The sequence below is a fragment of the Micromonospora sp. NPDC004704 genome, from assembly GCF_053601675.1.
This window is the reverse complement of record NZ_JBSGCD010000028.1, coordinates 61028-82547: the sequence shown is the minus strand read 5'-3', so window position 1 is coordinate 82547 and position 21520 is coordinate 61028. Positions and strand designations below refer to the sequence as shown.

General features: G+C 71.0%; 17 protein-coding genes. 6 read left to right on the top strand and 11 right to left on the bottom strand.

Going from position 1 to position 21520, the window contains the following annotated elements; translation table 11 throughout:
* Positions 1-4: 4 nt before the first annotated feature.
* On the bottom strand, positions 5-1720 hold the full coding sequence (locus tag ACWEFB_RS29180; protein WP_452290515.1) for an IlvD/Edd family dehydratase: 1716 nt from the start codon (positions 1718-1720) through the stop codon (positions 5-7).
* A gap of 45 nt (positions 1721-1765) precedes the next feature.
* On the opposite strand from ACWEFB_RS29180, the gene ACWEFB_RS29175 reads away from it, so the two are divergent.
* The 3 genes from ACWEFB_RS29175 (at position 1766) to ACWEFB_RS29165 (ending at position 4465) form a co-directional block, all read left to right on the top strand.
* A complete protein-coding gene (locus ACWEFB_RS29175) occupies positions 1766-2566 on the top strand; it encodes an IclR family transcriptional regulator (protein ID WP_452290513.1) in 801 nt (266 codons plus the stop codon).
* A gap of 35 nt (positions 2567-2601) precedes the next feature.
* Positions 2602-3576 carry a zinc-dependent alcohol dehydrogenase gene (locus ACWEFB_RS29170; protein WP_452290511.1) on the top strand — a complete coding sequence of 325 codons (975 nt, stop codon included), beginning with the start codon at positions 2602-2604 and terminating at the stop codon, positions 3574-3576.
* 130 nt (positions 3577-3706) lie between these two features.
* Positions 3707-4465 (top strand): hypothetical protein, encoded by a 759-nt coding sequence (locus tag ACWEFB_RS29165; protein ID WP_452290509.1) that lies wholly within the window; start codon positions 3707-3709, stop codon positions 4463-4465.
* Between the two features lie 132 nt (positions 4466-4597).
* On the opposite strand, the gene mmsB is transcribed toward ACWEFB_RS29165, so the two are convergent.
* The 8 genes from mmsB to ACWEFB_RS29125 all read right to left on the bottom strand — a co-directional run bounded on the left by mmsB (position 4598) and on the right by ACWEFB_RS29125 (position 14915).
* Positions 4598-5860, bottom strand: coding sequence for a multiple monosaccharide ABC transporter permease (mmsB, locus tag ACWEFB_RS29160; RefSeq protein WP_452290507.1), 1263 nt, complete (start codon positions 5858-5860; stop codon positions 4598-4600).
* 5 nt (positions 5861-5865) lie between these two features.
* On the bottom strand, positions 5866-7398 hold the full coding sequence (gene mmsA, locus ACWEFB_RS29155; protein ID WP_452290505.1) for a multiple monosaccharide ABC transporter ATP-binding protein: 1533 nt from the start codon (positions 7396-7398) through the stop codon (positions 5866-5868).
* 108 nt (positions 7399-7506) lie between these two features.
* A complete protein-coding gene (gene chvE / locus ACWEFB_RS29150; RefSeq protein WP_452290503.1) occupies positions 7507-8634 on the bottom strand; it encodes a multiple monosaccharide ABC transporter substrate-binding protein in 1128 nt (375 codons plus the stop codon).
* A gap of 142 nt (positions 8635-8776) precedes the next feature.
* Positions 8777-10318: an L-arabinose isomerase gene (gene araA / locus ACWEFB_RS29145; protein ID WP_452290501.1), complete on the bottom strand. Its 1542-nt coding sequence runs from the start codon at positions 10316-10318 to the stop codon at positions 8777-8779.
* Between the two features lie 3 nt (positions 10319-10321).
* Positions 10322-10999, bottom strand: coding sequence for an L-ribulose-5-phosphate 4-epimerase (locus ACWEFB_RS29140; RefSeq protein WP_326559113.1), 678 nt, complete (start codon positions 10997-10999; stop codon positions 10322-10324).
* Positions 10996-12714, bottom strand: coding sequence for a ribulokinase (araB, locus tag ACWEFB_RS29135; protein WP_452290498.1), 1719 nt, complete (start codon positions 12712-12714; stop codon positions 10996-10998). The genes ACWEFB_RS29140 and araB overlap by 4 nt, the downstream gene beginning before the upstream one ends.
* 326 nt (positions 12715-13040) lie before the next feature.
* Positions 13041-14027, bottom strand: a complete 987-nt coding sequence (locus ACWEFB_RS29130) for a LacI family DNA-binding transcriptional regulator (protein WP_452290496.1) — start codon at positions 14025-14027, stop codon at positions 13041-13043.
* A 441-nt stretch (positions 14028-14468) separates the two neighbouring features.
* A complete protein-coding gene (locus tag ACWEFB_RS29125) occupies positions 14469-14915 on the bottom strand; it encodes a hypothetical protein (RefSeq protein WP_452290494.1) in 447 nt (148 codons plus the stop codon).
* Between the two features lie 204 nt (positions 14916-15119).
* Between ACWEFB_RS29125 and ACWEFB_RS29120 the strand changes: the two genes are divergently transcribed.
* Entirely contained in the window at positions 15120-15620 is a 501-nt protein-coding gene (locus ACWEFB_RS29120) for a Calx-beta domain-containing protein (RefSeq protein WP_452290492.1), read from the top strand.
* Here ACWEFB_RS29120 and ACWEFB_RS29115 read toward each other — a convergent pair.
* Complete coding sequence (locus tag ACWEFB_RS29115; protein ID WP_452290490.1) at positions 15614-18793, bottom strand: AfsR/SARP family transcriptional regulator; 3180 nt, start codon at positions 18791-18793, stop codon at positions 15614-15616. The two genes, ACWEFB_RS29120 and ACWEFB_RS29115, sit on opposite strands and share 7 nt — an antisense overlap.
* 178 nt (positions 18794-18971) lie before the next feature.
* On the opposite strand from ACWEFB_RS29115, the gene ACWEFB_RS29110 reads away from it, so the two are divergent.
* Complete coding sequence (locus ACWEFB_RS29110; protein WP_452290488.1) at positions 18972-20429, top strand: aminotransferase-like domain-containing protein; 1458 nt, start codon at positions 18972-18974, stop codon at positions 20427-20429.
* A 12-nt stretch (positions 20430-20441) separates the two neighbouring features.
* Here the strand turns inward: ACWEFB_RS29110 and ACWEFB_RS29105 are convergent, their stop codons facing one another.
* A complete protein-coding gene (locus ACWEFB_RS29105; protein ID WP_452290549.1) occupies positions 20442-21167 on the bottom strand; it encodes a PaaI family thioesterase in 726 nt (241 codons plus the stop codon).
* Here ACWEFB_RS29105 and ACWEFB_RS29100 point away from each other — a divergent pair.
* A complete protein-coding gene (locus ACWEFB_RS29100; protein ID WP_452290486.1) occupies positions 21063-21509 on the top strand; it encodes a winged helix-turn-helix transcriptional regulator in 447 nt (148 codons plus the stop codon). The genes ACWEFB_RS29105 and ACWEFB_RS29100 overlap by 105 nt on opposite strands.
* The last annotated feature ends 11 nt before the right edge of the window (positions 21510-21520 follow it).

Sequence of the window (21520 nt, the reverse complement as noted above, 5' to 3'; positions counted from 1 at the left end):
GAGTTCAGTGGGACTCGCGGGCTACCTCGTCGCCGCTGGACCCGATCAGGAAGTCGAGGTCGGCACCGGTGTTGGCCTGCTGGACGGTGTTGACGTAGAGCCGTTCCCAGCCGCGCTGCGGGTTCGCGTACGCCCGTACGGTCGCCGCGTCCGGCGGGCGCGACTCCCACTCCCCCTCGGGCAGGTCGACGTCCAGGCGACGGGCTTCGACGTCGAGCACGACAACATCACCGGTACGCAGCCGCGCCAACGGGCCACCGACCGCCGCCTCCGGGGCGACGTGCAGCACCACCGTGCCGTACGCGGTGCCGCTCATCCGGCCGTCGCAGATCCGTACCATGTCGCGGACGCCGGCCCGCAGCAGTTTGGTCGGCAGGGGCAGGTTCGCCACCTCGGGCATGCCCGGATACCCGCGCGGTCCACACCCGCGCAGGACCAGCACGGAGTCCGCGTCGACGTCGAGATCCGGATCGTCGATCCGGGCGTGCAGGTCCTCGATGGAGTCGAAGACCACCGCCCGGCCACGGTGGCGCAGCAGGTGCGGTGATGCCGCCGCGGGTTTGATGATCGCGCCGGACGGGGCCAGGTTGCCGTAGAGCACCGCGATCCCGGCGTGCGGGAGCAGCGGCTGGTCGCGTACCCGAATGACCTCGTGGTCCCAGATCCGGGCCTCGTCGAGGTAGTCGACCAGCGGGCGACCGGTCACCGTGAGCGCGTCCGGGTCGAGCAGGTCGCGGACCTCGCGCAGCACGGCGAGCAGCCCACCGGCGCGGTACAGGTCGTCCATCAGGAACCGGCCCGCCGGCTGGAGGTCGACCAGCAACGGCACACCCCCACCGGTACGGTCGAAGTCGTCCTGGGTCAGCTCGATCCCGAGCCGGCCGGCGATGGCGAGCAGGTGCACGACCGCGTTGGTCGATCCGCCGATGGCGGCGAGTGCGACGATCGCGTTCAGGAACGAGCCCCGGGTGAGCAGGTCGCTCGGGCGGCGTTGCTCGGCGACCAGTTCGACGGCGAGCCGGCCGGTGTCGTGCGCCCGTTCGAGCAGGCGGCTGTCCGGGGCCGGGGTGCCGGCGAATCCGGGAATGGTGGTGCCGAGGGCCTCGGCGACCAGCGCCATGGTGGACGCGGTGCCCATCGTGTTGCAGTGCCCGCGACTGCGGATCATGGACGACTCGGACCTGAGGAACTGCTCCTCGGACAGGGTGCCGGCGCGGACCTCCTCGGAGAGCTTCCACACGTCGGTGCCGCAGCCCAGCGGCACACCCCGGAAGGTCCCGGTCAGCATCGGGCCACCGGGGACCACCACGGCGGGCAGGTCGACCGAGGCGGCGGCCATCAGCAGGGACGGGATCGTCTTGTCACAGCCGCCGAGCAGCACAACGCCGTCGATCGGGTTGGCCCGCAGCATCTCCTCGGTCGCCATCGCGGCCATGTTGCGCCAGAGCATCGCGGTCGGGCGTACCTGCGTCTCGCCGAGCGACACGACGGGGAGGTTCAGCGGGATGCCGCCGGCTTCGTACACGCCCTGTTTGACGCTCTCGGCCACCTCGTTGAGGTGACTGTTGCACGGGGTGAGGTCCGAGGCGGTGTTCGCGATCGCGATGTGCGGACGGCCGTCGAAGGCGTGCGCGGGCAGGCCACGGCGCATCCAGGCGCGGTGGATGTAGGCGTTGCGGTCGGTTCCGCCGTACCACTGCGCGCTGCGCTGCCCCGACATGTGACCGCCTTCCAATTATTGGAACCTCAGTCTACGATTCGGAACGTGGCCGAGGCTACCGCAAGATCCGGTACGGCGGAACGGCCCGCCGAGGGTCCGCTCGTCGGCTCCGACCGGGTCCTCGCCGTCCTCGCCGAGCTGGCCCGGCACCCCGACGGCATCGCACTGGACGACCTCGCGCGTACCGTGGCCAGCCCCAAACCCACCGTGCACCGGGCACTGGCCGCGCTGCGCCGAGCCGGTTTCGCCACCCAGGACGACCGCCGGCAGTACGTGCTGGGCGACGAATTCATCCGCCTCGCCTTCGCCAACCATGAGGCCCGGCTGGACCACCTCCGGGTCGTCCCCATTCTGCGCGAGCTGTCCGCCCGGCACGGCGAGACCGCGCACTACGCCGTACTCGACGGGCGGTCGGTGGTGTACCGGTCGAAGATCGATCCGCCGAGCGGTGCCGTCCGGCTCACCTCCACCGTCGGCGGGCGCAATCCCGCCCACAGCACCGCACTGGGCAAGCTGCTCCTGGCCCACCACCTCCCCGACGACAACGCCGTACGCGCCTGGGCAGGCTCGACGCACCTCGAACCCCGCACGGAGCGGACCCGGACGGCGGTGGCGGACCTCTGCGCCGAACTGGCCCTGACCAGACAACGCGGGTACGGCGTCGAGGACCAGGAGAACGAGCCCGGCGTGAGCTGCCTGGCACTCCCCCTGTTCCTCTCATCGCCGACCGAACCCAGCGGTGCGGTCAGCATCAGCGCGCTGACGTACCGGACCCCGCTGCGGGACCTGGTCGAGGATCTGCCGGCGATCCGGGCCATCGTCGAACGGGGAGGGCGGACGGTCTGAGGGCCTTCGTGGTCACCGGCCCGCACCGGTCCGGCGTGCAGGAGGTCGAGCCACCCAAGGCGGGACCGGACCAGGTCGTGGTCGACGTGTCCCGGGTCGGGGTCTGCGGCACCGACGTCGAGTTCTTCACCGGCGAGATGGCGTACCTGCACCAGGGCCACGCCCGGTACCCGATGCGCCTGGGCCACGAGTGGTGCGGCACGGTGGCGGCGGTGGGGCGCGGGGTCGATCCACGGTGGCTCGGCCGGCGGGTCACCGGCGACACGATGCTCGGCTGTGGCCACTGCCGGCGGTGCCTGGGCGGCCTGGGTCACGTCTGCGCGGACCGCAGCGAGATCGGCATCCGGGGCGGATTCGCCGGTGCACTGGCCGAGCAGTTGGCCGTACCGGTGAGCGCCCTGCACGCCCTGCCGGACTCGGTGGACGACACCGCCGGTGCCCTGGTGGAGCCGGGCGGGAACGCGCTGCGGTCCGTACGGGCCGCCGCACCCGCTCCGGGTGACCGGGTGCTCGTCCTGGGCCCCGGGACCATCGGGCTGCTGGTGGCCGAGTTCGCCCGCGCCGAAGGTGCCGAGGTCCACGTGGTGGGGAAGTCGCCCCGGTCGCTGGATTTCGCCCGCACCCTGGGTTTTGCCGGCGTGTGGGGTGATGACCGCATCCCGGCACTGCCCTGGGACGCGGTCGTCGACGCCTCCAACGACCCGGCCGTACCGGCGCTCGCGCTCGACCTGGTGGAACCCGGCGGCCGGGTGGTCTACATCGGCCTGGCCGGGACCCCGAGCCGGCTCGACACCCGGACCCTGGTGCTCAAGGACGTCACGGCGGTCGGGATCCTCGGCGCCTCGGCCGGGCTCGCCGGCACCATCGAGCGGTACGCCGCCTCGGCCGTCGACCCCCGGCCGCTGGTCGCTGCCACCGTCGGGCTGGAACAGGTCGGCGAGGTGCTGGCCGGTCGCCTGCCCGACAACGCCGGACCCGGCCCCAAGGTGCACGTCGACCCCCGCCGTTGATCACCGTGGGACGGATGGCGGTCCACCTCGCCGCCGTCCGCCGTCGAGCAGCCGAGACGTTCACGCCCCGGCCGGGTTAGGTCGGCGATCGGCGGGTAAGCGCCGGTCCTCACCAGGTGGGAGGGATCAGATGTCCGAACGACACACGGTGTTGCGCTCGATGCACGACCTGGGACTGGCGGCCTGGTTCGGCGGCTCGCTGATGGGGGCGGTCGGCGTCAACAGCGCGGCGGCACGGGTCGGCAACTCGCAGGAACGGCTCGGCGTGGCCTCGGCCGGCTGGGCCCGGTGGACACCGGTCAACGCCGCCGCGATCGGTGCCCACATGGCCGGCGCCGCGGGCGAGTTGGTGACCGAGAGCCCACGGGTGATCGCCCAGGCCGGGGTGGCCAGGATGAGCCTGGTCAAGACCGGCCTCACCGTCGCGGCGCTGGCGGTGACGGGCTACAGCCGGATGCTCGGCATGAAACTGCAGAAGGCCGATGGCCCACCGGTCGACGGGATCACCGAGCCGAACCACGCCACCCCGAAGGACATCGCGGCGAGCCAGCGGCAGCTCCGGGTGCTCCAGTGGGCGATTCCCGCCCTCACCGGCGCGCTGATAGTGATCACCGCGCTCGCCGGGGAGCAGCAGAAACCCGGCCAGGTGGCCAAGGGCATGCTGCAACGGGCCAGGGGGGTGCGGAGCCGCCAGTCGTCCCTGTCGCGGTACACCTCGGGGGCGATGCGGCACCTACCGGGCACCATGAATCAGGCGTCGGGCGCCATGCGGCACGTACCGGGCGCCCTGCGGCAGGCGTCCGGCGGGTTGCGGTACGCCTCCAAGGGCATCGGTCGGGTGACGGCTGCCCGGTCGGCCATGCACGCGCTGTCGATGCTGCGGCGCTGAGCGAACCGCCGGGTCTCCCCGGACCCCTCGCCGGATCGTGGCGACGGGCGGGACCGGGGCCGGTCCGCTGATGAACGCCGACGGCGGTCGGTGCCGGTTCGGCACCGACCGCCGTTACGGCGGAACCTGCGGTCAGCGGCTGGCCAGGCCGGCGCGCCGCTTGGTCCAGACGTCGAACGCCACCGCCGCGAGCAGGACGATGCCCTTGACCAGCATCACCCGCTCGCTGGGGGCACCGATCAGGGACATCCCGTTGTTGATCACACCCATGATCAGACCACCGGTGATGGCGCCGACCACCTTGCCGACGCCGCCCTGGACCGCGGCGCCGCCGATGAACGCGGCCGCGATCGCGTCGAGTTCGAACGAGTTACCCGCGGTCGGGCCGGCCTGGTTGAGCCGGCCGGCGAAGATGACCCCGGCGAGGGCGGCGAGCACACCCATGTTGACGAAGATCCAGAAGATCACCGACTTGACCTTGACGCCGGAGAGCGTCGCGGCCTGGACGTTTCCACCGACGGCGTAGATCTGGCGACCGAACACCGCCCGGTTGGTGAGCAGCGAGTAGCCGAGGACCAGCACCGCCAGCAGCACCAGCACCCAGGGCAGGTTCTTGAACCGGGCGAGCTGCACCACCACCGCCAGGACCACCACGGCAGCGGCAATGATCTTCAGGAGGAACAGCGGCAGCGGGTCCACGACCTGCTGGTAGCCGAGCCGGGCCTTGCGGGTACGCCACTGCGTACCGGCGATCCCGACCACCGCGACCACACCCACCAGGAGGCTGAACAGGTCCGCCCCGCCCAGTGGCCCGAGGCCGATGTTACCGAAGTAACCGCTGGTGAACCCGTTGGACAGGGTACGGATCTGCTCCGGGAACGGCCCGATGCCCTGGTTACCCAGGACGGTGAGGGTCAGCGCGCGGAAGAGCAGCATGCCGGCCAGCGTGACGATGAACGCCGGGATGCCGAAGTACGCGATCCAGTAGCCCTGCCAGGCGCCGATCAGGCCACCGATCACCAGGGTGATGAGCAGTGCGAGGGGCCAGGGGACGTCATGGTTGACCATCAGCACCGCGGAGATGGCACCGCTGACCGCGACCACCGACCCGACCGACAGGTCGATGTGCCCGGCGATGATGATCAGGATCATCCCGATCGCGAGGATCAGGATGTACGAGTTCTGCACGATGATGTTTGAGATGTTCTGCGGCTGTAGCAGGTCACCGCCGGTCAGCACCGAGAACAACACGATGATCAGGGCGAACGCGACGTAGATGCCGCTCTGCCGAAGGTTCAGCGAGAGTCGTCGCTGCGGCTTGCCGTCCGGTTGCCGCGAGTCGCCGACGCCGACCACGGCACCGGCATCGGCGCTCGCGGGTGCGATGCTGCTCATCGGGTCTACTCCTGTTCCTTGGTCATGTACTGCATGAGTCGTTCCTGGGTGGCGTCCTTGCGATCGACCTCGCCGGTCACCCGTCCCGCCGACAGGGCGTAGACACGGTCACAGAGGCCCAGCAGTTCGGGCAGTTCCGACGAGATGACCAGCACGGCCTTGCCCTCGTCGGCGAGCCGGTTGATGATCGAGTAGATCTCGTACTTCGCGCCCACGTCGATGCCGCGGGTCGGCTCGTCGAGGATCAGTACGTCCGGATCAGTGAAGATCCACTTCGACAGCACGACCTTCTGCTGGTTGCCACCGCTGAGCTTGCCGGTGATGCTCGCGACGGTCGGCGCCTTGATGTTCATGCTGGTCCGGAAGTCGTTTGCGACCCGGTACTCCTCGTTCTCGTTCACCCACCCCCGGCGGGCGAGCTTGCGCAGCCCGGCAGCGGAGACGTTGCGCTTGATGTCGTCGATGAGGTTGAGCCCGTACCGCTTACGGTCCTCGGTCACGTACGCGATGCCGTGCCGGATGGCCTCCTGGACCGACTTCAGCTCGATCTCCCGGCCGTCCTTGAAGATCCGGCCGGAGATGTTCGTGCCGTACGAGCGGCCGAAGACGCTCATCGCCAGCTCGGTACGACCGGCGCCCATCAGACCGGCCAGCCCGACGATCTCGCCCCGACGCAGGGTCAGGTTGGCCTTCGAGACCACCACCCGACCGCGCTGGGTCGGGCTGTGTACGGTCCAGTCCTCGATCCGCAGGACCTCCTCGCCGACCCGCGACTCGTGCGGCGGGAACCGGTTCTCCAGGGCCCGGCCGACCATGCCGGAGATGATCCGGTCCTCGGTGACCTCCTCGACGGCCGGATCGAGAGTCTCGATCGAGCGCCCGTCGCGCAGGATGGTGATCCGGTCCGCGATCTCCCGGACCTCGTTCAGCTTGTGCGAGATGATGACCGAGGTGATCCCCTGGCTGCGCAGCCCGCGCAGGAGGTCGAGCAGGTGCGCGGAGTCGTCGTCGTTGAGCGCGGCGGTCGGCTCGTCGAGGATCAGCAGTCGCACCCGCTTGGAGAGCGCCTTGGCGATCTCGACCAGTTGCTGCTTGCCCACGCCCAGGTCGAGCACCGGCGTCACCGGGTTTTCCGTCAGCCCCACCCGACGCAGCAACTCGGCCGCCTCGTGGTTGGTCCGGTTCCAGTCGATCAGCCCACGGGTCGACAGTTCGTTGCCGAGGAAGATGTTCTCGGCGATCGAGAGCTGCTGGGCGAGCGCCAGTTCCTGGTGGATGATCGCGATGCCGCGCTGCTCGCTGGCCCGGATGTCGCCGAACTTGGACAGCTCGCCGTCGACGTAGATCTCGCCCTCGTACGACCCGTACGGGTAGACGCCCGAAAGCACCTTCATCAAAGTCGACTTGCCCGCGCCGTTCTCACCGCAGATCGCATGGATCTCGCCCCGGCGTACGGACAGGTTGACGTCCTGGAGCGCTTTCACCCCGGGGAACGTCTTGGTGATCCCGCGCATCTGCAGGATGTTGTCGTCGGTCATGCCTGGTGTCCCTCCGGGCTGTGCTGATCGCCGTTGAGCCGCGTCACCCCGCCGGTCCTGCCGCCGGCCCGGTGTTCCCGGATCCGGCGGCAGGACCGCGCGATCGAATTACTTCAGCTGGTCGGCGGTGTAGAAACCGGAGTCGACCACGGCCTTCTGGTAGTTGGACTTGTCCACCACGACCGGCTGGAGCAGGAACGACGGCACGACCTTGTTGCCGTTGTCGTAGTCGGTCGTGTTGTTCACCTCGGGCTTGTCGCCCTTGAGCACGGCGTCGGCCATCTTGACGGTCACGTCGGCGAGCTGCCGGGTGTCCTTGTAGATGGTCGAGTACTGCTCACCCGCGATGATCGACTTCACCGACGCCAGCTCGGCGTCCTGACCGGTGACCGGCGGGTACGGCTGGCCGGCGGTGCCGTAACCGTTGCTCTTGAGCGCGGACAGGATGCCGATCGACAGCCCGTCGTACGGGGACAGCACGCCGTTGACCTTGGTGCCGCCGCTGTAGGTCTTGGACAGCAGGTCCTCCATCCGCTTCTGCGCGGTGGCCGGGTCCCAACGCAGGATCGCGACGGTCTTGAAGTCCTTCTGACCGCTCTTCACCACCAGCGTGCCCTTGTCCAGGTACGGCTGCAGGACCGACATCGCCCCGTTGAAGAAGAAGGTGGCGTTGTTGTCGTCCGGCGAGCCGGCGAACAGCTCGATGTTGAACGGGCCCTTGGCCTCGCCGTCGGTGCCGTCGGCCTTCTTCAGACCCAGGCCGACCAGCAGCGAGGTGGCCTGCTCGACGCCGACCTTGAAGTTGTCGAAGGTGGCGTAGTAGTCCACGTTCGGGCTGTTGCGGATCAGGCGGTCATAGGAGATGACCGGGATCTTCTTGTCCCCGGCCTCCTGCAACTGCGTGGTCAGCGCGGTGCCGTCGATCGAGGCCACGATGAGCAGCTTGGCGCCCTTCGTGATCTGGTTCTCGATCTGGTTGACCTGCGTCGGGATGTCGTTCTCGGCGTACTGCAGGTCGACCTTGTAGCCCAGCTTCTCCAGCGCGCTCTTGACGTTGTCACCGTCGTGGATCCAACGCTCGGAGGACCTGGTCGGCATGGTGACGCCGATCAGGGCGCCGGCGTTGTTCCCGCCCTCCGCACCCTGGTCGACGGTCTTGGTGCTCGAGCCGCAGGCCGTCAGGGCGGCGGCGAGCGTGATGGCTCCTGCCACCGACGCGAGCCGTACGAACCTCATGTTCTCTCCTTTGAGTACAGAGCGCGGGGGCCGACCGTGATCAGTTGATCCGGCTGCGAAGGTCGCCGCGTTTCATTCCTTGGGGTGTCGACCGGCCTCGGGCCGGTCGACGTGATCGTGCGGATGAGGGACGGGATCTCCCTCACCCCCTGCCCGGCAGCCCTTGGGCCAACCGGTAGTAGGCCTGGTTCCAGCGCAGCCGGTCGGTGAAGCCGGTGGCGGTGGTGTGCTGGTCGATCACCAGCAGCTCGGTGCGGAGCATGTTCGCGAAGTCCGTCAAGGTCTCCACCCCGACGGCCTGGGTCAGCACGGTGTGGTGCGGTCCCCCGGCGGTCAGCCAGGACTCGGCCGAGGTGGACAGCGACGGGGCCGGCTTCCACACCGCCCGCGCCACCGGCAGGTTCGGCAGCGGCTCGTCCGGCGGGACGACCTCGATCTCGTTGGCCACGAACCGGAACCGGTCGCCGAGGTCGGCCAGGCCGATCACCACGCCGGGGCCGGAGACGGCGTCGAAGACGAGCCGGACCGGGTCCTCCCGGCCGCCGATGCCGAGCGGGTGGATCTCGCAGGACGGCTGCCCACCGGCGATGGTCGGGCAGACCTCCAGCATGTGCGCGCCGAGAATCTTCGGCTCGCCCGGCCCGAAGTGGTAGGTGTAGTCCTCCATGAAGGAGGTGCCGCGCCCGGTGCCAACCCCCATCGCCTTCACCGCGGCGAGCAGCGCGGAGGTCTTCCAGTCGCCCTCCCCGCCGAAGCCGTAGCCGTCGGCCATCAGCCGCTGGACCGCGATGCCGGGGAGCTGACGCAGCCCGCCGAGGTCCTGGAAGTTGGTGGTGAACGCACCGAATCCGCCGGTGGTGAGGAACTGGCGCAGGCCGAGTTCGATCCGGGCGGCGTACCGCAGTTCCGGGTGGCGCTGGCCGGACGAGGCGAGTTCCGGGGCGAGCCGGTACTGGTCGGCGTACTCCACGACCAGCTTGTCGATCGCGTCGTCGGCCACCTGGTCGACCAGCTCGACCAGGTCGTTGACGCCGTACGTGTTCACCGAGACGCCGAAACGCAGCTCGGCCTCGACCTTGTCGCCCTCGGTGACCGCGACGTCGCGCATGTTGTCGCCGAAGCGGGCCAGGCGCAGCGTACGGAGGTGGCTGTAGCCGGCGGCGGCACGGGCCCAGCCGTCGATCCGGGCCACCAGGGCCGGGTCGGAGGCGTGCCCGGCGACGGTCTTGCGGGCCACGCCGAGGCGGGTCTGGATGAACCCGAACTCGCGGTCACCGTGCGCAGCCTGGTTGAGGTTCATGAAGTCCATGTCGATGGACGCCCAGGGCAGCGCGACGTTGAGCTGGGTGTGCAGGTGCAGCAGCGGCTTGCGCAGGACGTCGAGCCCGCTGATCCACATCTTCGCCGGGGAGAAGGTGTGCATCCAGGCGATGACCCCGATGCAGTCCGGGTCGGCGTTCGCCGCGAGCATCACCTGCCGGATCGCGCCCGCGTCGGTGAGGACCGGTTGCCACACCAGTTCCGCGGCGATCCGGCCGTCGGCGGTCAGGGTCCGCTGGATCTCCTGCGACTGCTCGGCGACCTGCTGGAGCGTCTCCGGGCCGTAGAGGTGCTGGCTGCCGGTGAGGAACCAGATCTGGGGTTTGGTGTCCGGTGTGATGGCGGATCCTCCTGTTCCGGGCATGACTCAGGCCTGCCCGTACACGTTCTGGTAGCGGGCGTAGAGCGAGTCGATGTCATCGGCCGCCAGCGGCAGCGGGGTGCCGAGCTGGCGGGAGATGTGTACGGTCCGCGCCACGTCCTCGCACATCACCGCCGCCTTGACCGCGGCTCGGGCGCTGGCCCCGATCGTGAACACCCCGTGGTTGCGCATCAGCACCGCCGGCGACCGGTGCCCGGTGAGGGTGGCGACGATGCCCTGGCCGATCGAGTCGTCCCCGATCAGTGCGAACGGGCCGACCGGGATCTCGCCACCGAACTCGTCGGCGATCATCGTGAGCACGCACGGAATCGGCTCGGCCCGCGCCGACCAGGCGGTCGCGTACGTCGAGTGGGTGTGCACCACGCCGCCGACGTGCGGCATGTGCTTGTAGACGTAGGCGTGGGCAGCGGTGTCGGAGGACGGGGCCAGCTCGCCGTCGACGAGGTTGGCGTCGAGGTCGGTCACCACCATGTTGTCGGCGGTGATCTCGTCGTAGCTGATCCCGGACGGCTTGATGACCAGCAGGTCCGCTCCGGGGACGCGGGCGGAGACGTTGCCGGCGGTCCAGACCACCAGTTCGTTGCGGGGCAGTTCGGCGTGCAGCGCGGCGACCTGGGCGCGCAGCGCGCGGATGGTCCCGGCGACGGATTCGGTGACGGTCACCCGTTCACCGCCCGGGTCGTCGCGGCCTCGGTCGGGGCACCGGCCGCGCTCGCCAATGCCTGTCGCCGGATCGCCCGGAGTCTGCGCATGACGCCGTTGCCTCCCCTGCCGAAGTGGTCGTGGAGCTGCCGGTACTCGTCGAACAGCTCGTCGTAGCGGTCCGCCGCCGCCTCGTCTGGTACGTAGACGGCGCGCTCGACCCGACCCATCCGGGCCGCCGCGGCGCGTACGTCGGGGTAGACCCCGGCCGCGACGGCGGCGTGGATGGCCGAGCCGAGGGCCGGTCCCTGGGTGGAGGTGATCAGCGACAGCGGCAGCCGGGTGACGTCGCTGTAGATCTGCATCAGCAGCTTGTTCTTGGTCAGACCACCGACCACGACCAGTTCGGAGACGGGTACGCCGGCTCCGGCGAAGGTCTCGATGATGGTCCGGGTGCCGAAGGCGGTCGCTTCGAGCAGCGCGCGGTAGATGTCCTCCGGGCGGGTGGCCAGGGTCTCCCCCACCAGCAGCCCGGACAGTTCGTGGTCGACCAGGACCGAGCGGTTCCCGCTGTGCCAGTCCAGGGCGACCAGCCCGTGCTGACCGACCTGCTGCTCGGCGGCGAGCCGGGTGAGGTACTCGTGCGTGGTCAGCCCCTCGGCCTGCGCCCGTTCGGTGTAACCGGCCGGCACCTGGGTCGAGACGAAGTGGCCGAAGATGTCGCCGACGCCGCTCTGCCCGGCCTCGTAGCCCCAGCTACCGGCGACGATCCCGCCGTCGACCACACCGCACATGCCCGGTACGTCCCGCAGTTCGCGCCCGTTCATCACGTGGCAGGTGGAGGTGCCCATGATGGCGACCATCTGGCCGGGTTCCAGGGCGTTGCCGGCCGCGGCCGTCACGTGCGCGTCGACGTTGCCGACCGCCACCGGGATGCCGACGGGCAGCCCGGTCCAGGCCGCCGCCTCGGCGCTGAGTGTGCCGGCGGCGGCACCGAGGGCGCCGATCGGCTGGTCGAGCTTGGTGGCGACGAAGTCCGCGAAGGCGGGATTGAGCGCGGCCAGGAAGTCCGGGCTCGGATAGTGGCCGTCCTGGAGGATGCCCTTGTACCCGGCGCTGCAGGCGTTCCGGACGTAGTTCCCGGTGAGTTGCCAGACGATCCAGTCCGCCGCCTCGACCCAGCGTTCCATGGCGGCGTAGACCTCGGGGTCCTCCTCCAGGAGCTGGAGTGCCTTGGCGAACTCCCACTCGGACGAAATCAGCCCACCGTAACGAGGTAGCCACGCTTCGTCGCGAGCTGCGGCCAGTTCGTTGATCCGATCGGCCTGCGGCTGGGCGGCGTGGTGGCGCCAGAGCTTCACGTAGGCATGCGGACGGTCGGCGAACCGGGGCAGTTCGCTGAGCGGGGTACCGTCGTTCAGCGTCGGGACCATGGTGCAGGCGGTGAAGTCGGTTCCGATTCCGACCACCGCCGCCGGGTCCGCCCCGGCGTCGGCCAGTGCCGCCGGTACGGCGTACCGCAGGACGTCGACGTAGTCGCCGGGCACCTGGAGGGCCCAGTCGGCACCGAGCGTGGCCCCGCCGTCCGGCAGCGCGTCGGTGAGCACGGCGTGCGGGTACTCGAAGACCGCGGACCCGAGCTCGGTCCCGTCCACCGCCCGGACCACGACGGCACGGCCGGACAGCGTCCCGTAGTCAACTCCGACTACGAGCGCTTCTGACGGATCGATCGGCATGTCTGGCACCTTCGGGGGGTGGACGGACGAGGTCGGGAGCCTGTAGGCGCGGGCTCCGGACCACGAGTGTTATCGCTAACATTCGTGGGGTCAACCGGAGGTCGTAACATTTCAGTAACGAGCGGGGGTGTTTTGGCACACAACCGGCTACATTCCGTTACCCGCTCGCCGCCTGGTAGGCATTCGAGTTGCCCGCCGGAGCAGACGCCGTCCGCGCACATGTCGGGTCGAGCCGGATCGCGGAGGGACGTCGGGTCGGGGCATCACGGCGAGACGTCGGATCGAGCCGAGTCGCGTAGGGACGTGGGCTCGGGGTGGTTCGCGGGTCAGCGCGGCGGGGGCGCGACGCTCGCCCGGGACACCAGGGTCGGCGCGACGGTCTGACGGCTGGTCGTCGGCAGCCCGGACTCGATCTGCTCCAGCAACAGGGCGAGACTCGCCCGCGCCACGGCACCGAAATCCGGTCGGACCGTCGTCAGTGGAGGGATGAAGTACGCCGCCTCCGGCACGTCGTCGAAGCCGACGACACTGACCTCCTCCGGCACCCGGCGACCCCGTTCGCTCATCGCCCGCAGGATGCCGAGCGCCAGGTGGTCGTTGGCGGCGAAGATCGCGGTGACCTCCGGCATCCGGGCCAGCATCTGGCCGGCCCGGTAACCCGAGGCGGCGGTCCAGTCGGCGGGCATCAACGGCGGCAGTTCGGCACCCGCGGCACGCAGCGCCTCCCGCCACCCCTCGATCCGGCCGGCGCTGTCGAACCACTCGGCCGGGCCGGAAACGTGCCATACGGTCTGGTGACCGGCGTCGAGCAGGTGGCGGGTGGCGTCCCGGGCGCCGGTCACCTGGTCGACCGTGACCAGCGCGGCCGAGCGCTGCGGATCCCCGTCGATCGCCACCAGCGGAACGTCGGCGGGCAGGTCGTCGAGGGCCTCGTTCGCCGAGGTCACCGGCGCGATGACCATGATCCCGGCAACCCGGTGGTCGAGGTGCCGGGCCACCGCCTCGGCGATGGATCGACGGTCGAGCACGCTGACGCTGCCCACACTGACGGCAAAACCCGCTTCCGCCGCGGCCTGCTCGAAGGCGGCGAGCAACGACGCCGGTCCGTAGAGGGTGGAGTTCTGGGTGACGACACCGATCGACTGCGATCGACCGGTGACCAGTGTCCGGGCCGCCCGGTTCGGTCGGTAACCCAGTTCGGCGATGGCGGCACGGACCCGACTGCGGGTCTGCTCGCGGACGTTCGGATGATCGTTGAGCACCCGGGACACCGTCTGATGGGACACCCCGGCAAGACGCGCGACATCGGTCATCGCGGGATTACGCATCATCCTGTTATCCACTTTCACTACCTCACTCGGGGAAAGCTCACATATCGCCGCGTCTGCGCCGAGCGCCCGCCCGGGTGTGCCTGATTATCGTCGGCCATGCCCGACCGATTCACCCACCCACGCGTGGCCATCCCGGGCGGACCGATCGGTCAGCTACCGATCCGGCCGATCGCGGGGATCCCTCGGCGGTGCCGGTCGACACGGTGCGTCATGCCGTAACACGGGGGCGCGTCGGGTCCGCTCTCCTTCCACCACGGCCGATACGATGCCGGCAGCGATCATGTTAGCGATAACATCGCTGCCGTCAAGGGCTCGGCGACGGCCGTACCGCCTCCCGTGGACCCGGTACGGCCGAGCGGGGCGGTTGCCGGAACGCCGCTCCCGGACCGCCCACACTCGCCCCCCACCGGTCGGTGGGCACCGTCACCATCGGACCTGCCGCCCGACCGCCGGCACCATCGGGAACTCCGACCGGGCCGGCACCGAGCGCCGCACGAGCAGTCGCGACAGCCGCCCCCGGGCACCGAGGTCCCCGGGGCCGCGCCGCACGTGGATGCCGCCCGCCGGCCGGAGCGGCAACTCCGGCGCCGGGCCCGACCCGAGGGCCAGCAGGGATCGGACCGGGCCCGACCCGAGGGCGAGCAGGGACCGGACCGCGAACCGACGCCGGGCGGACCGGTGGTCGTGACGGCGATCCGCCGGCGGCCAGTCCGGCCCACCGGAGGTCGGGGTGCCCAGCCACGAGAACATCGCGGTCCCCTCCACCCGTTTGTGCCCTCCGAACTCCGGCTGTCCGGCCGCCGCCGGGGCCGAGCCCGACCGGACGGCTCCGGCCGGGTGGTGCGGGTGCGGCACAACCACCATGCTCACCCCCCTCCGACCTCCGGTGCGACGGATGTACCGCCTGCGATCAGGATCGGTCGAGCCAGGTCACAACGGACAGGACCGGTGCCGGGTCCAGTTCCGTACGGCACTGGACCTGTACACCGAAGCCATCGATGTGCGTCACAACCGCGCCACAACCGCGCCAGGGCTTAATGGGAGCTGACACCGGCGACCGAAGGAGAGGATCCGATGACACGTCTGCGCTGGCGAGTCGGCAGTCTTGCCGCCACCGTCGTAGTTCCCACGGCGCTGCTGGGCTTGACCCCGGCGGCCAGCCACGCCTGCTGCGAACCCGAGGACGACCGGGTGGTGGTCTCGATCAACGGGACGATCTGCTGGGAGCAGCCCCCGATCGACGGTCCCCCGGTGACGTACGCGCAGGGCGGTCGGGCCATCGTCACGGTGACCCTGTCGGAACCGGTCAAGACGCCGTTGACGGTGGTTTTCCGTACCGCCGACGGCACCGCCGTCGCACCGGAGGACTACACCGCGGTCCCGCAGCGCCGGGTGACGATCCCGGCCGGCGCCCGTGGTGTCGAGGTGCCGGTCGAGATCCGGGCCGACAGCGTGCGGGAACCGGACGAGTGGTTCACGGTGAACATCTCCGATCCGTCGTTCGGCGTGATCGGGCAGGGACGGGCAACGGTGGTCGTCAAGGACGGGGCACCCCCCAAGGGTGGCGGTCAGTAGGAACGGGGAGCGGCAACCGGTCGTGCGTCCCGATCGAGGCGCACGGCCAGTTCCTCGGCCTCGGCGGTGGCGTTGGCCCGCCGGTACAACGCCACCGCCAGCCGCCACTGGTGCTCGGTCCCGGCCCGGTCACCGAGTCGCCGGTCCAGGTCGCCGAGATGTCGTCGGACCCGCGCCTCCTCGTACGGATCGGGTATCCGGGTACGCAGGGCGAGCGCGTGCCGGAGCTGGTCGCCGGCTTCGGCGAGGTCCCCCGCGCTCAGGTGAACCTGCCCGATGTTGTGCCGGGTGATCGCCTCGAGGTGCTGGTCGGCGAGGTCACGGGTGAGCAGCAACGCCCGGCGCAACGGGCTGATCGCCGCGTCCGGGTCCCCCCGGCGCAGCAGCGCCAGCCCGAGCCCGTTCATCGTCTCCGCCTCGTAGCGACGGTCACCGATCGCCTGGTAGACCAGCAACGCCTGGCCGAGATGGTCGAGCGCGTCGTCGAGAGCGCCCCGGCCGAGGTCGGCCTCGCCCAGGCTGTGCAGCACCGCGGCCTCCAGCCTCGGGTTGCCGACCTCCCGGCTGATGGTGAGCGCCTCCGCCAGGTCCGGTGAGCTCAGGTCCGGCCGACCCATCCGTACGTAGGTGTGGCCGGTGTTGTTGAGTGCCAGGGCGATCCCCAGGCGGTAACCGCTGGCGGTGTGGATCGCCAACGCGTGCCGGAACGCGGTCACCGCCTCGTCGAACCGGCGCAGCCCGCTGTACGCCGCCGCGATGTTGTTGTACACGTGCCCCGCACCTCGCTGGTCACCGCTGGCGAGCATCAGCGGCAGAGCCTCTTGCAGGCTGGCCAGCGCCGCGTCGAAACGCCGGGCCATGATGTGCGCGACCCCGAGTCCGCTGAGCATCAGGCCCTCGGTGGCCGGGTCGCCGACCTGCCGGGCCGCCGCCACTGCCCACCGGCACATCTCCACCCGCTCGGGCCAGTGCCCCCGGGAGTCGTAGAAGCCGATCAGCAGGTACGTGAGCTGCCAGGCGGTCGTCGGCAGCCCGTGCTCGGCCGCGTACCGGGTGATCGGGAGCAGGTTGCCCCGTTCGGCGTCGAGGAAGGCGAGCGCCGCGTGGTGTTCGGCCGGGAACGGCGGCTCGGCCGGCGGATACCGCAGTACGGGGGTGACCCGGTCCCGCCCCGGATCGAGGACCCGGTTCGCGGCGTAGGCAACGGCGACGTACCAGTCGGCGATCCGTACAGTGGCCTCGTCCCGGTCCGCCGGGTTCTCGTCCACGGCCGCGCACTGCTGGGCGAAGAGGGCGATGAGATCGTGGAACCGGTAGTGGTCCACGCCGGTCTCGATCGCGAGGTGGGCGACGACCAGCTCGTCGACGATCCGGCGTGCCTGCGCCGGGTCCAGGTCGGCCACGGCGGCGGCGAGCAGGGTGTGGAAGGTCGGGCCGGGATGAAGCCCGAGCAGGCGGAACAGCCGTGCGGCCGGAGCACTCAGCGCCCGGTACGCACTGGCGAAGACCGTCCGTACGCTGCGCGAGTCCCCGTCCACGCTGAGCGCGTCGAGCCGGTTCGCCCCGGCCAGCTCGGTGACCAGGGTGCCGATCGTACGGTTGGGTCGGCTCGCCAGTTTCGCCGCCGCGATCCGCAGTGCCAGCGGCATCCGGTCACAGAGCCGGACCAGTTCGGCCGCCGCCTCCGGTTCGGATTCCACCGCCCCGGCGCCGAGCAGCCGCCGCAGCACCGCCAGGGCTTCGGCGTCGGGCAGCACGTCGAGGTTGACCGGGCAGACCGCGTGATGGGTGTTCAGGGCGGCCATGGTGCTGCGGCTGGTCACCGCGAGCATGGTGCCGGCGCTGCCCGGAACCAGCGGCAGTACGTCGTCGGCGGTGCCGGCGTTGTCCAGCACGATCAGGATCCGGCGGCCGTGCAGCAGGGACCGGTAGAGGCTCGCCTGCTCGGTCAGGTCGGCCGGGATCCGGTCCGCCGGTACGCCGAGGCTGCGCAGCATGTGCGACAGCGCCTGCTCCGGTGAGAGGGTCGACTCCCGTTCGTGCCCGCGCAGGTCGACGAAGAGCTGCCCGTCCGGGAACCGGTTCGCGACCCGCCGACCCCACTGCACCACCAGGGCGGTCTTGCCGATCCCGGCCGGCCCCGAGATGAGCGCCAACGGGAGGTCACCGTCGAGGTCGTCGAGCAGCTTGTCCAGCACGGACAGTTCCGCGCCCCGCCCGGTGAAGAAGCCGACCGGCGCCGGGAGCTGCATCGGTGTCGGCATCAGCGGGGCCGCCCCGGCCTCGATCCGCACCGTCCCGGATCCAGCCGAGGGGACGGCCGGTTCGACGGGGCTGTCCGGCTCGGGGTCGAGACTCGGGTCGCGGCGCAGGATCCGGGTGTGCAGCCGGGCCAGGTCCGGACCCGGATCGACCCCGAACTCGTCCGCCAGACCGGCCCGGAGTCGCTGGTACGCGTCGAGCGCGTCGGTCTGCCGGCCGGCGCGGTACAGCGCGAGCATGAACAGGCCGACCAGGCGTTCCCGGGCCGGGTACTCGACCAGCAGCCGTTCCAGTTCGCCGACCGCGGCGACGTGCCGCCCCAGCCGGAGTTCGGCGTCCCACCGGTCCTCGATCGCGGCGAGCCGTACCTCGGAGAGACGGTCCACCTCCGCCGCGCCCCAACCGGTCGGGTCGGCGTCGGCGAGGGCGACGTCGTGCCGCCACAGGTCCAGTCCCTCGCGCAGGTGGGCGGCGGCCCGGGCGGGTGCACCGGCGGCGAGTTCCTCCCGACCCCGGCGGGCGTGCTCCTCGAACCGGACCGCGTCGACCGCATCGGGATCCAGCCGCAGGATGTATCCGGACTCCCTGGTGACCAGCACATCCGGCAGGCCGCAGAGGGTCAGCGCCTGGCGTACGCGGGCGACGTGGCTGTGCAGCGACTTGATCGCCGTACGGGGTGGGCGCTGTCCCCAGAGCGCGTCGACCAGCCGCCACTGCGGTACCACCGTGTCGGCCTTGAGCGCGAGCAGTCCCACCACGGCACGCTGGCGGGCGCCGACGAGGAGCGCGGGTCCGGCCGGGCCGAGCACCTCCACCGGCCCGAGCAGGCGGATCTGCCGTCGCGCCGGGACTGCCCGGTCCAACCGGGCCTGTGCCGGAGCCGGGACGTTGGGGTCAGGGACCGCCGACATACGCCCCACGGCCCCCCTTCCGCGTGCCGGACACGCGTCACGAAGTCGTCTGTCCAGGCAGCATAGTGGTCGGGGAGGATCGATGGATAGCAATCGTCGGAGATCCGGCCCAGGGCGCGTGACAGGTCCACAACCCACACACAACCGCCCCGCAGCCCGGGTTCCGTAGACAGAGGTCATGCGTCACCAGGCGATCCTCACCATTCCGCTCACCGTGACCCGGCAGGCCCGGCAGCCACTGCACGAACAGATCGCCAGCCAGGTCGGCACGGCCGTGGAGCACGGGCTGCTGGCACACCGTACGCAGTTGCCGTCGACCCGTACCCTCGCCGCACTGCTCGGCGTCTCGCGGGGGGTGGCGACCGCGGCGTACGAGCTGCTGTTCACCCGTGGCTACCTGGAGAGCCAGCCGGGGTCGGGGACGTACGTCGCCGGGCGGACGGCAACCCGGCAGGAGCCCGGCGGTCCGGGACGAACCGGGACGGGTGCCACCGGACGGCGTCCGCGCGGCCTGCCCGACCGGGCCGCCTCGACCCGTCCCCCGGCGCAGGCCGACCGGCCCGCGGTCATCGACCTGCGGCCGGGGCAGGTCGACATCGAGGCCTGCCCACTCCCCGCCTGGCGGGCGGCCTGGCGGCGGGCGAGCTTCAACCGGCCGCCGGCACAGTCCCTCCCCCCGCTCGGCCTGCCCGAGCTGCGCCGGGCCGTCGCCGAACACCTGGCGGCCAGTCGTGGGGTCCCGCTGGCCGGCCGGGACGTCGTGATCACCGGCGGTACCGCGCACGGGCTCCGGTTGGTGCTGGACGCGCTGGGCCTGCACGGACGCCAGGTGGCGATCGAGGAGCCGGTGCCGCCGGCCCTGCACCGGGCCGCCGCCGGGGATTCGGAGCGGCCGGCCGCGCTGCCGGTCGATGCCGAGGGCGCCCGGTTGGACGCGGTCGGGCCGAACTGCCGGGCCGTCGTGGTCACCCCCGATGCCCAGGTGCCACTCGGTCACGTGCTCTCCGCCGAGCGGCGCCGGGCCGCGGTGGCGTGGGCGGCGAGTTTCGGCGGCCACGTCGTCGAGATCGCCTGCGACCCGGTGTTCCGGCCCGGGGTGAGCCAGCTACCCCGGCTGTACGGCACCGCAGGCGCCCGGTCGATCCTGGTCGGAGGCTTCTGCGAGCTGCTCACCCCGGCCCTGAACCTCGGGTACGCGCTCGTCCCGCGCGAACTCACCGCCACCGTCGGCCGGCAGCTCGGCGAGTACGCGGCGGTGCCGCCGTACCTGACCCAGCTCGCGCTGGCGTCACTGCTGCGCGACGGGGTGATCGTCCGGCTGATGCACCGGCTCGGTCGCCGGTACGCCGCCCGACGCCGAATCGTCGAGTCCGCGCTCGCCCCGCTGCGCCGGATCCGGCTCGGCGCCCCGCACGCGGTCAACACCGAGGTGCTGTACCTGCCGGAGCGGTCCGACGCCCAGCAGGTGGCCGACCGGGTACGCCAGCACGGCGTACGGGTGTCGACGCTGGCGCCGTACCACTTCTCCGGTCGGGTGACGCCGCCCGCGCTGGTGCTCGGGTTCGGCCACCTGCCCGACCCGGACCTGCACCGGAGCATGTCCCGCCTGGTCGCTGCCCTGTCCGAGCTGAAATAGCCGGCGCCGGACCTAGACGGCCGGTGGTTCGAGGTCGAACAGCAGGCAGGTGGAGGTGGCGTGGGCGATCAGCCGGCCGGCGCTGTCCAGCACCTTCGCCTCGGCCAGTGCCGTACGCCGACCGCGCTGCAACACGTTGCCCTCGCACCGCAGTACCCCGGAGCCGATGGTGGCCGGGCGGAGGAACTTCACGTTCAGGTCGAGCGAGGTGTAGCCGACGCCGGCCGGCAGGGTGCTGTGCACCGAGCAGCCGGCGGCGGTGTCGAGCAGGGTGGAGAGCACGCCGCCGTGCACGCTGCCGAGCGGGTTGTAGTGGAACTCCTGGACCTCCATCTCGACCACCACCCGGCCCTGTTCGGCGGTCATCCGGGACATGTCGATCAGGTGCATCACCGGGGGCGGCGGCAGCTCACCGGCGATCATGGCGGTCAGCAGCTCCAGGCCGCTGCGCCGGCCCAGGCTCGCCGCGTTGATCGTGGGGTCGGACCAGGTGAAGGTACGGCTACGAGGCTGGGTCTGAGTCACAGACGCAGCGTCGCAGGCATTGCTGCGTCTGTCAACGAGACTTAGCCTGGCGGGGTGACGCCGACCGCACTGGACTGGGAACTCGACAACTGCACCATCGCGCGGGCGATGGCGATCCTCGGCGAACGCTGGACCGTGGTGGTGCTCCGCGAGGTCTTCACCGGCGTACGGCGCTTCGACGACATGCGCGAACGGACCGGGATACCCCGGCAGGTGTTGACCAACCGGCTGGCCAGGCTCGTCGAGGAGGGGCTGCTGCGACGCGAGCCCTACCGGGAGCCGGGCGCCCGGCAGCGACACGAGTACCGGCTCACCGACAAGGGCCTGGATCTCTGGCCGATGCTGGTGGCACTGCTGGCCTGGGGCGACCGGTACCTCGCCGACCCCGAGGGCTCTCCCCTGCTCGCCGTGCACCGCGACTGCGAAGCCCCGGTCCGCGTCGAACTGCGCTGCGCCGACGGCCACGAGGTGACCGCGCCCCGGGACGTGGTGCCCCGCCCCGGTCCGGGCCTGCACCGGCACCCCGGACCGGTTACCGCCGACGCCGGCCGGTGAGCTGATCTCCG

Bases quoted from the DNA above. Each gene is read 5' to 3' on its own strand.
- ACWEFB_RS29180 (WP_452290515.1), bottom strand. From the start codon at position 1,720: ATGTCGGGGCAGCGCAGCGCGCAGTGGTACGGCGGAACCGACCGCAAC.
- ACWEFB_RS29165 (WP_452290509.1), top strand. From the start codon at position 3,707: ATGTCCGAACGACACACGGTGTTGCGCTCGATGCACGACCTGGGACTG.
- mmsB (WP_452290507.1), bottom strand. From the start codon at position 5,860: ATGAGCAGCATCGCACCCGCGAGCGCCGATGCCGGTGCCGTGGTCGGC.
- mmsA (WP_452290505.1), bottom strand. From the start codon at position 7,398: ATGACCGACGACAACATCCTGCAGATGCGCGGGATCACCAAGACGTTC.
- chvE (WP_452290503.1), bottom strand. From the start codon at position 8,634: ATGAGGTTCGTACGGCTCGCGTCGGTGGCAGGAGCCATCACGCTCGCC.
- araA (WP_452290501.1), bottom strand. From the start codon at position 10,318: ATGCCCGGAACAGGAGGATCCGCCATCACACCGGACACCAAACCCCAG.
- araB (WP_452290498.1), bottom strand. From the start codon at position 12,714: ATGCCGATCGATCCGTCAGAAGCGCTCGTAGTCGGAGTTGACTACGGG.
- ACWEFB_RS29130 (WP_452290496.1), bottom strand. From the start codon at position 14,027: ATGACCGATGTCGCGCGTCTTGCCGGGGTGTCCCATCAGACGGTGTCC.
- ACWEFB_RS29120 (WP_452290492.1), top strand. From the start codon at position 15,120: ATGACACGTCTGCGCTGGCGAGTCGGCAGTCTTGCCGCCACCGTCGTA.
- ACWEFB_RS29115 (WP_452290490.1), bottom strand. From the start codon at position 18,793: ATGTCGGCGGTCCCTGACCCCAACGTCCCGGCTCCGGCACAGGCCCGG.
- ACWEFB_RS29110 (WP_452290488.1), top strand. From the start codon at position 18,972: ATGCGTCACCAGGCGATCCTCACCATTCCGCTCACCGTGACCCGGCAG.
- ACWEFB_RS29100 (WP_452290486.1), top strand. From the start codon at position 21,063: ATGGCGATCCTCGGCGAACGCTGGACCGTGGTGGTGCTCCGCGAGGTC.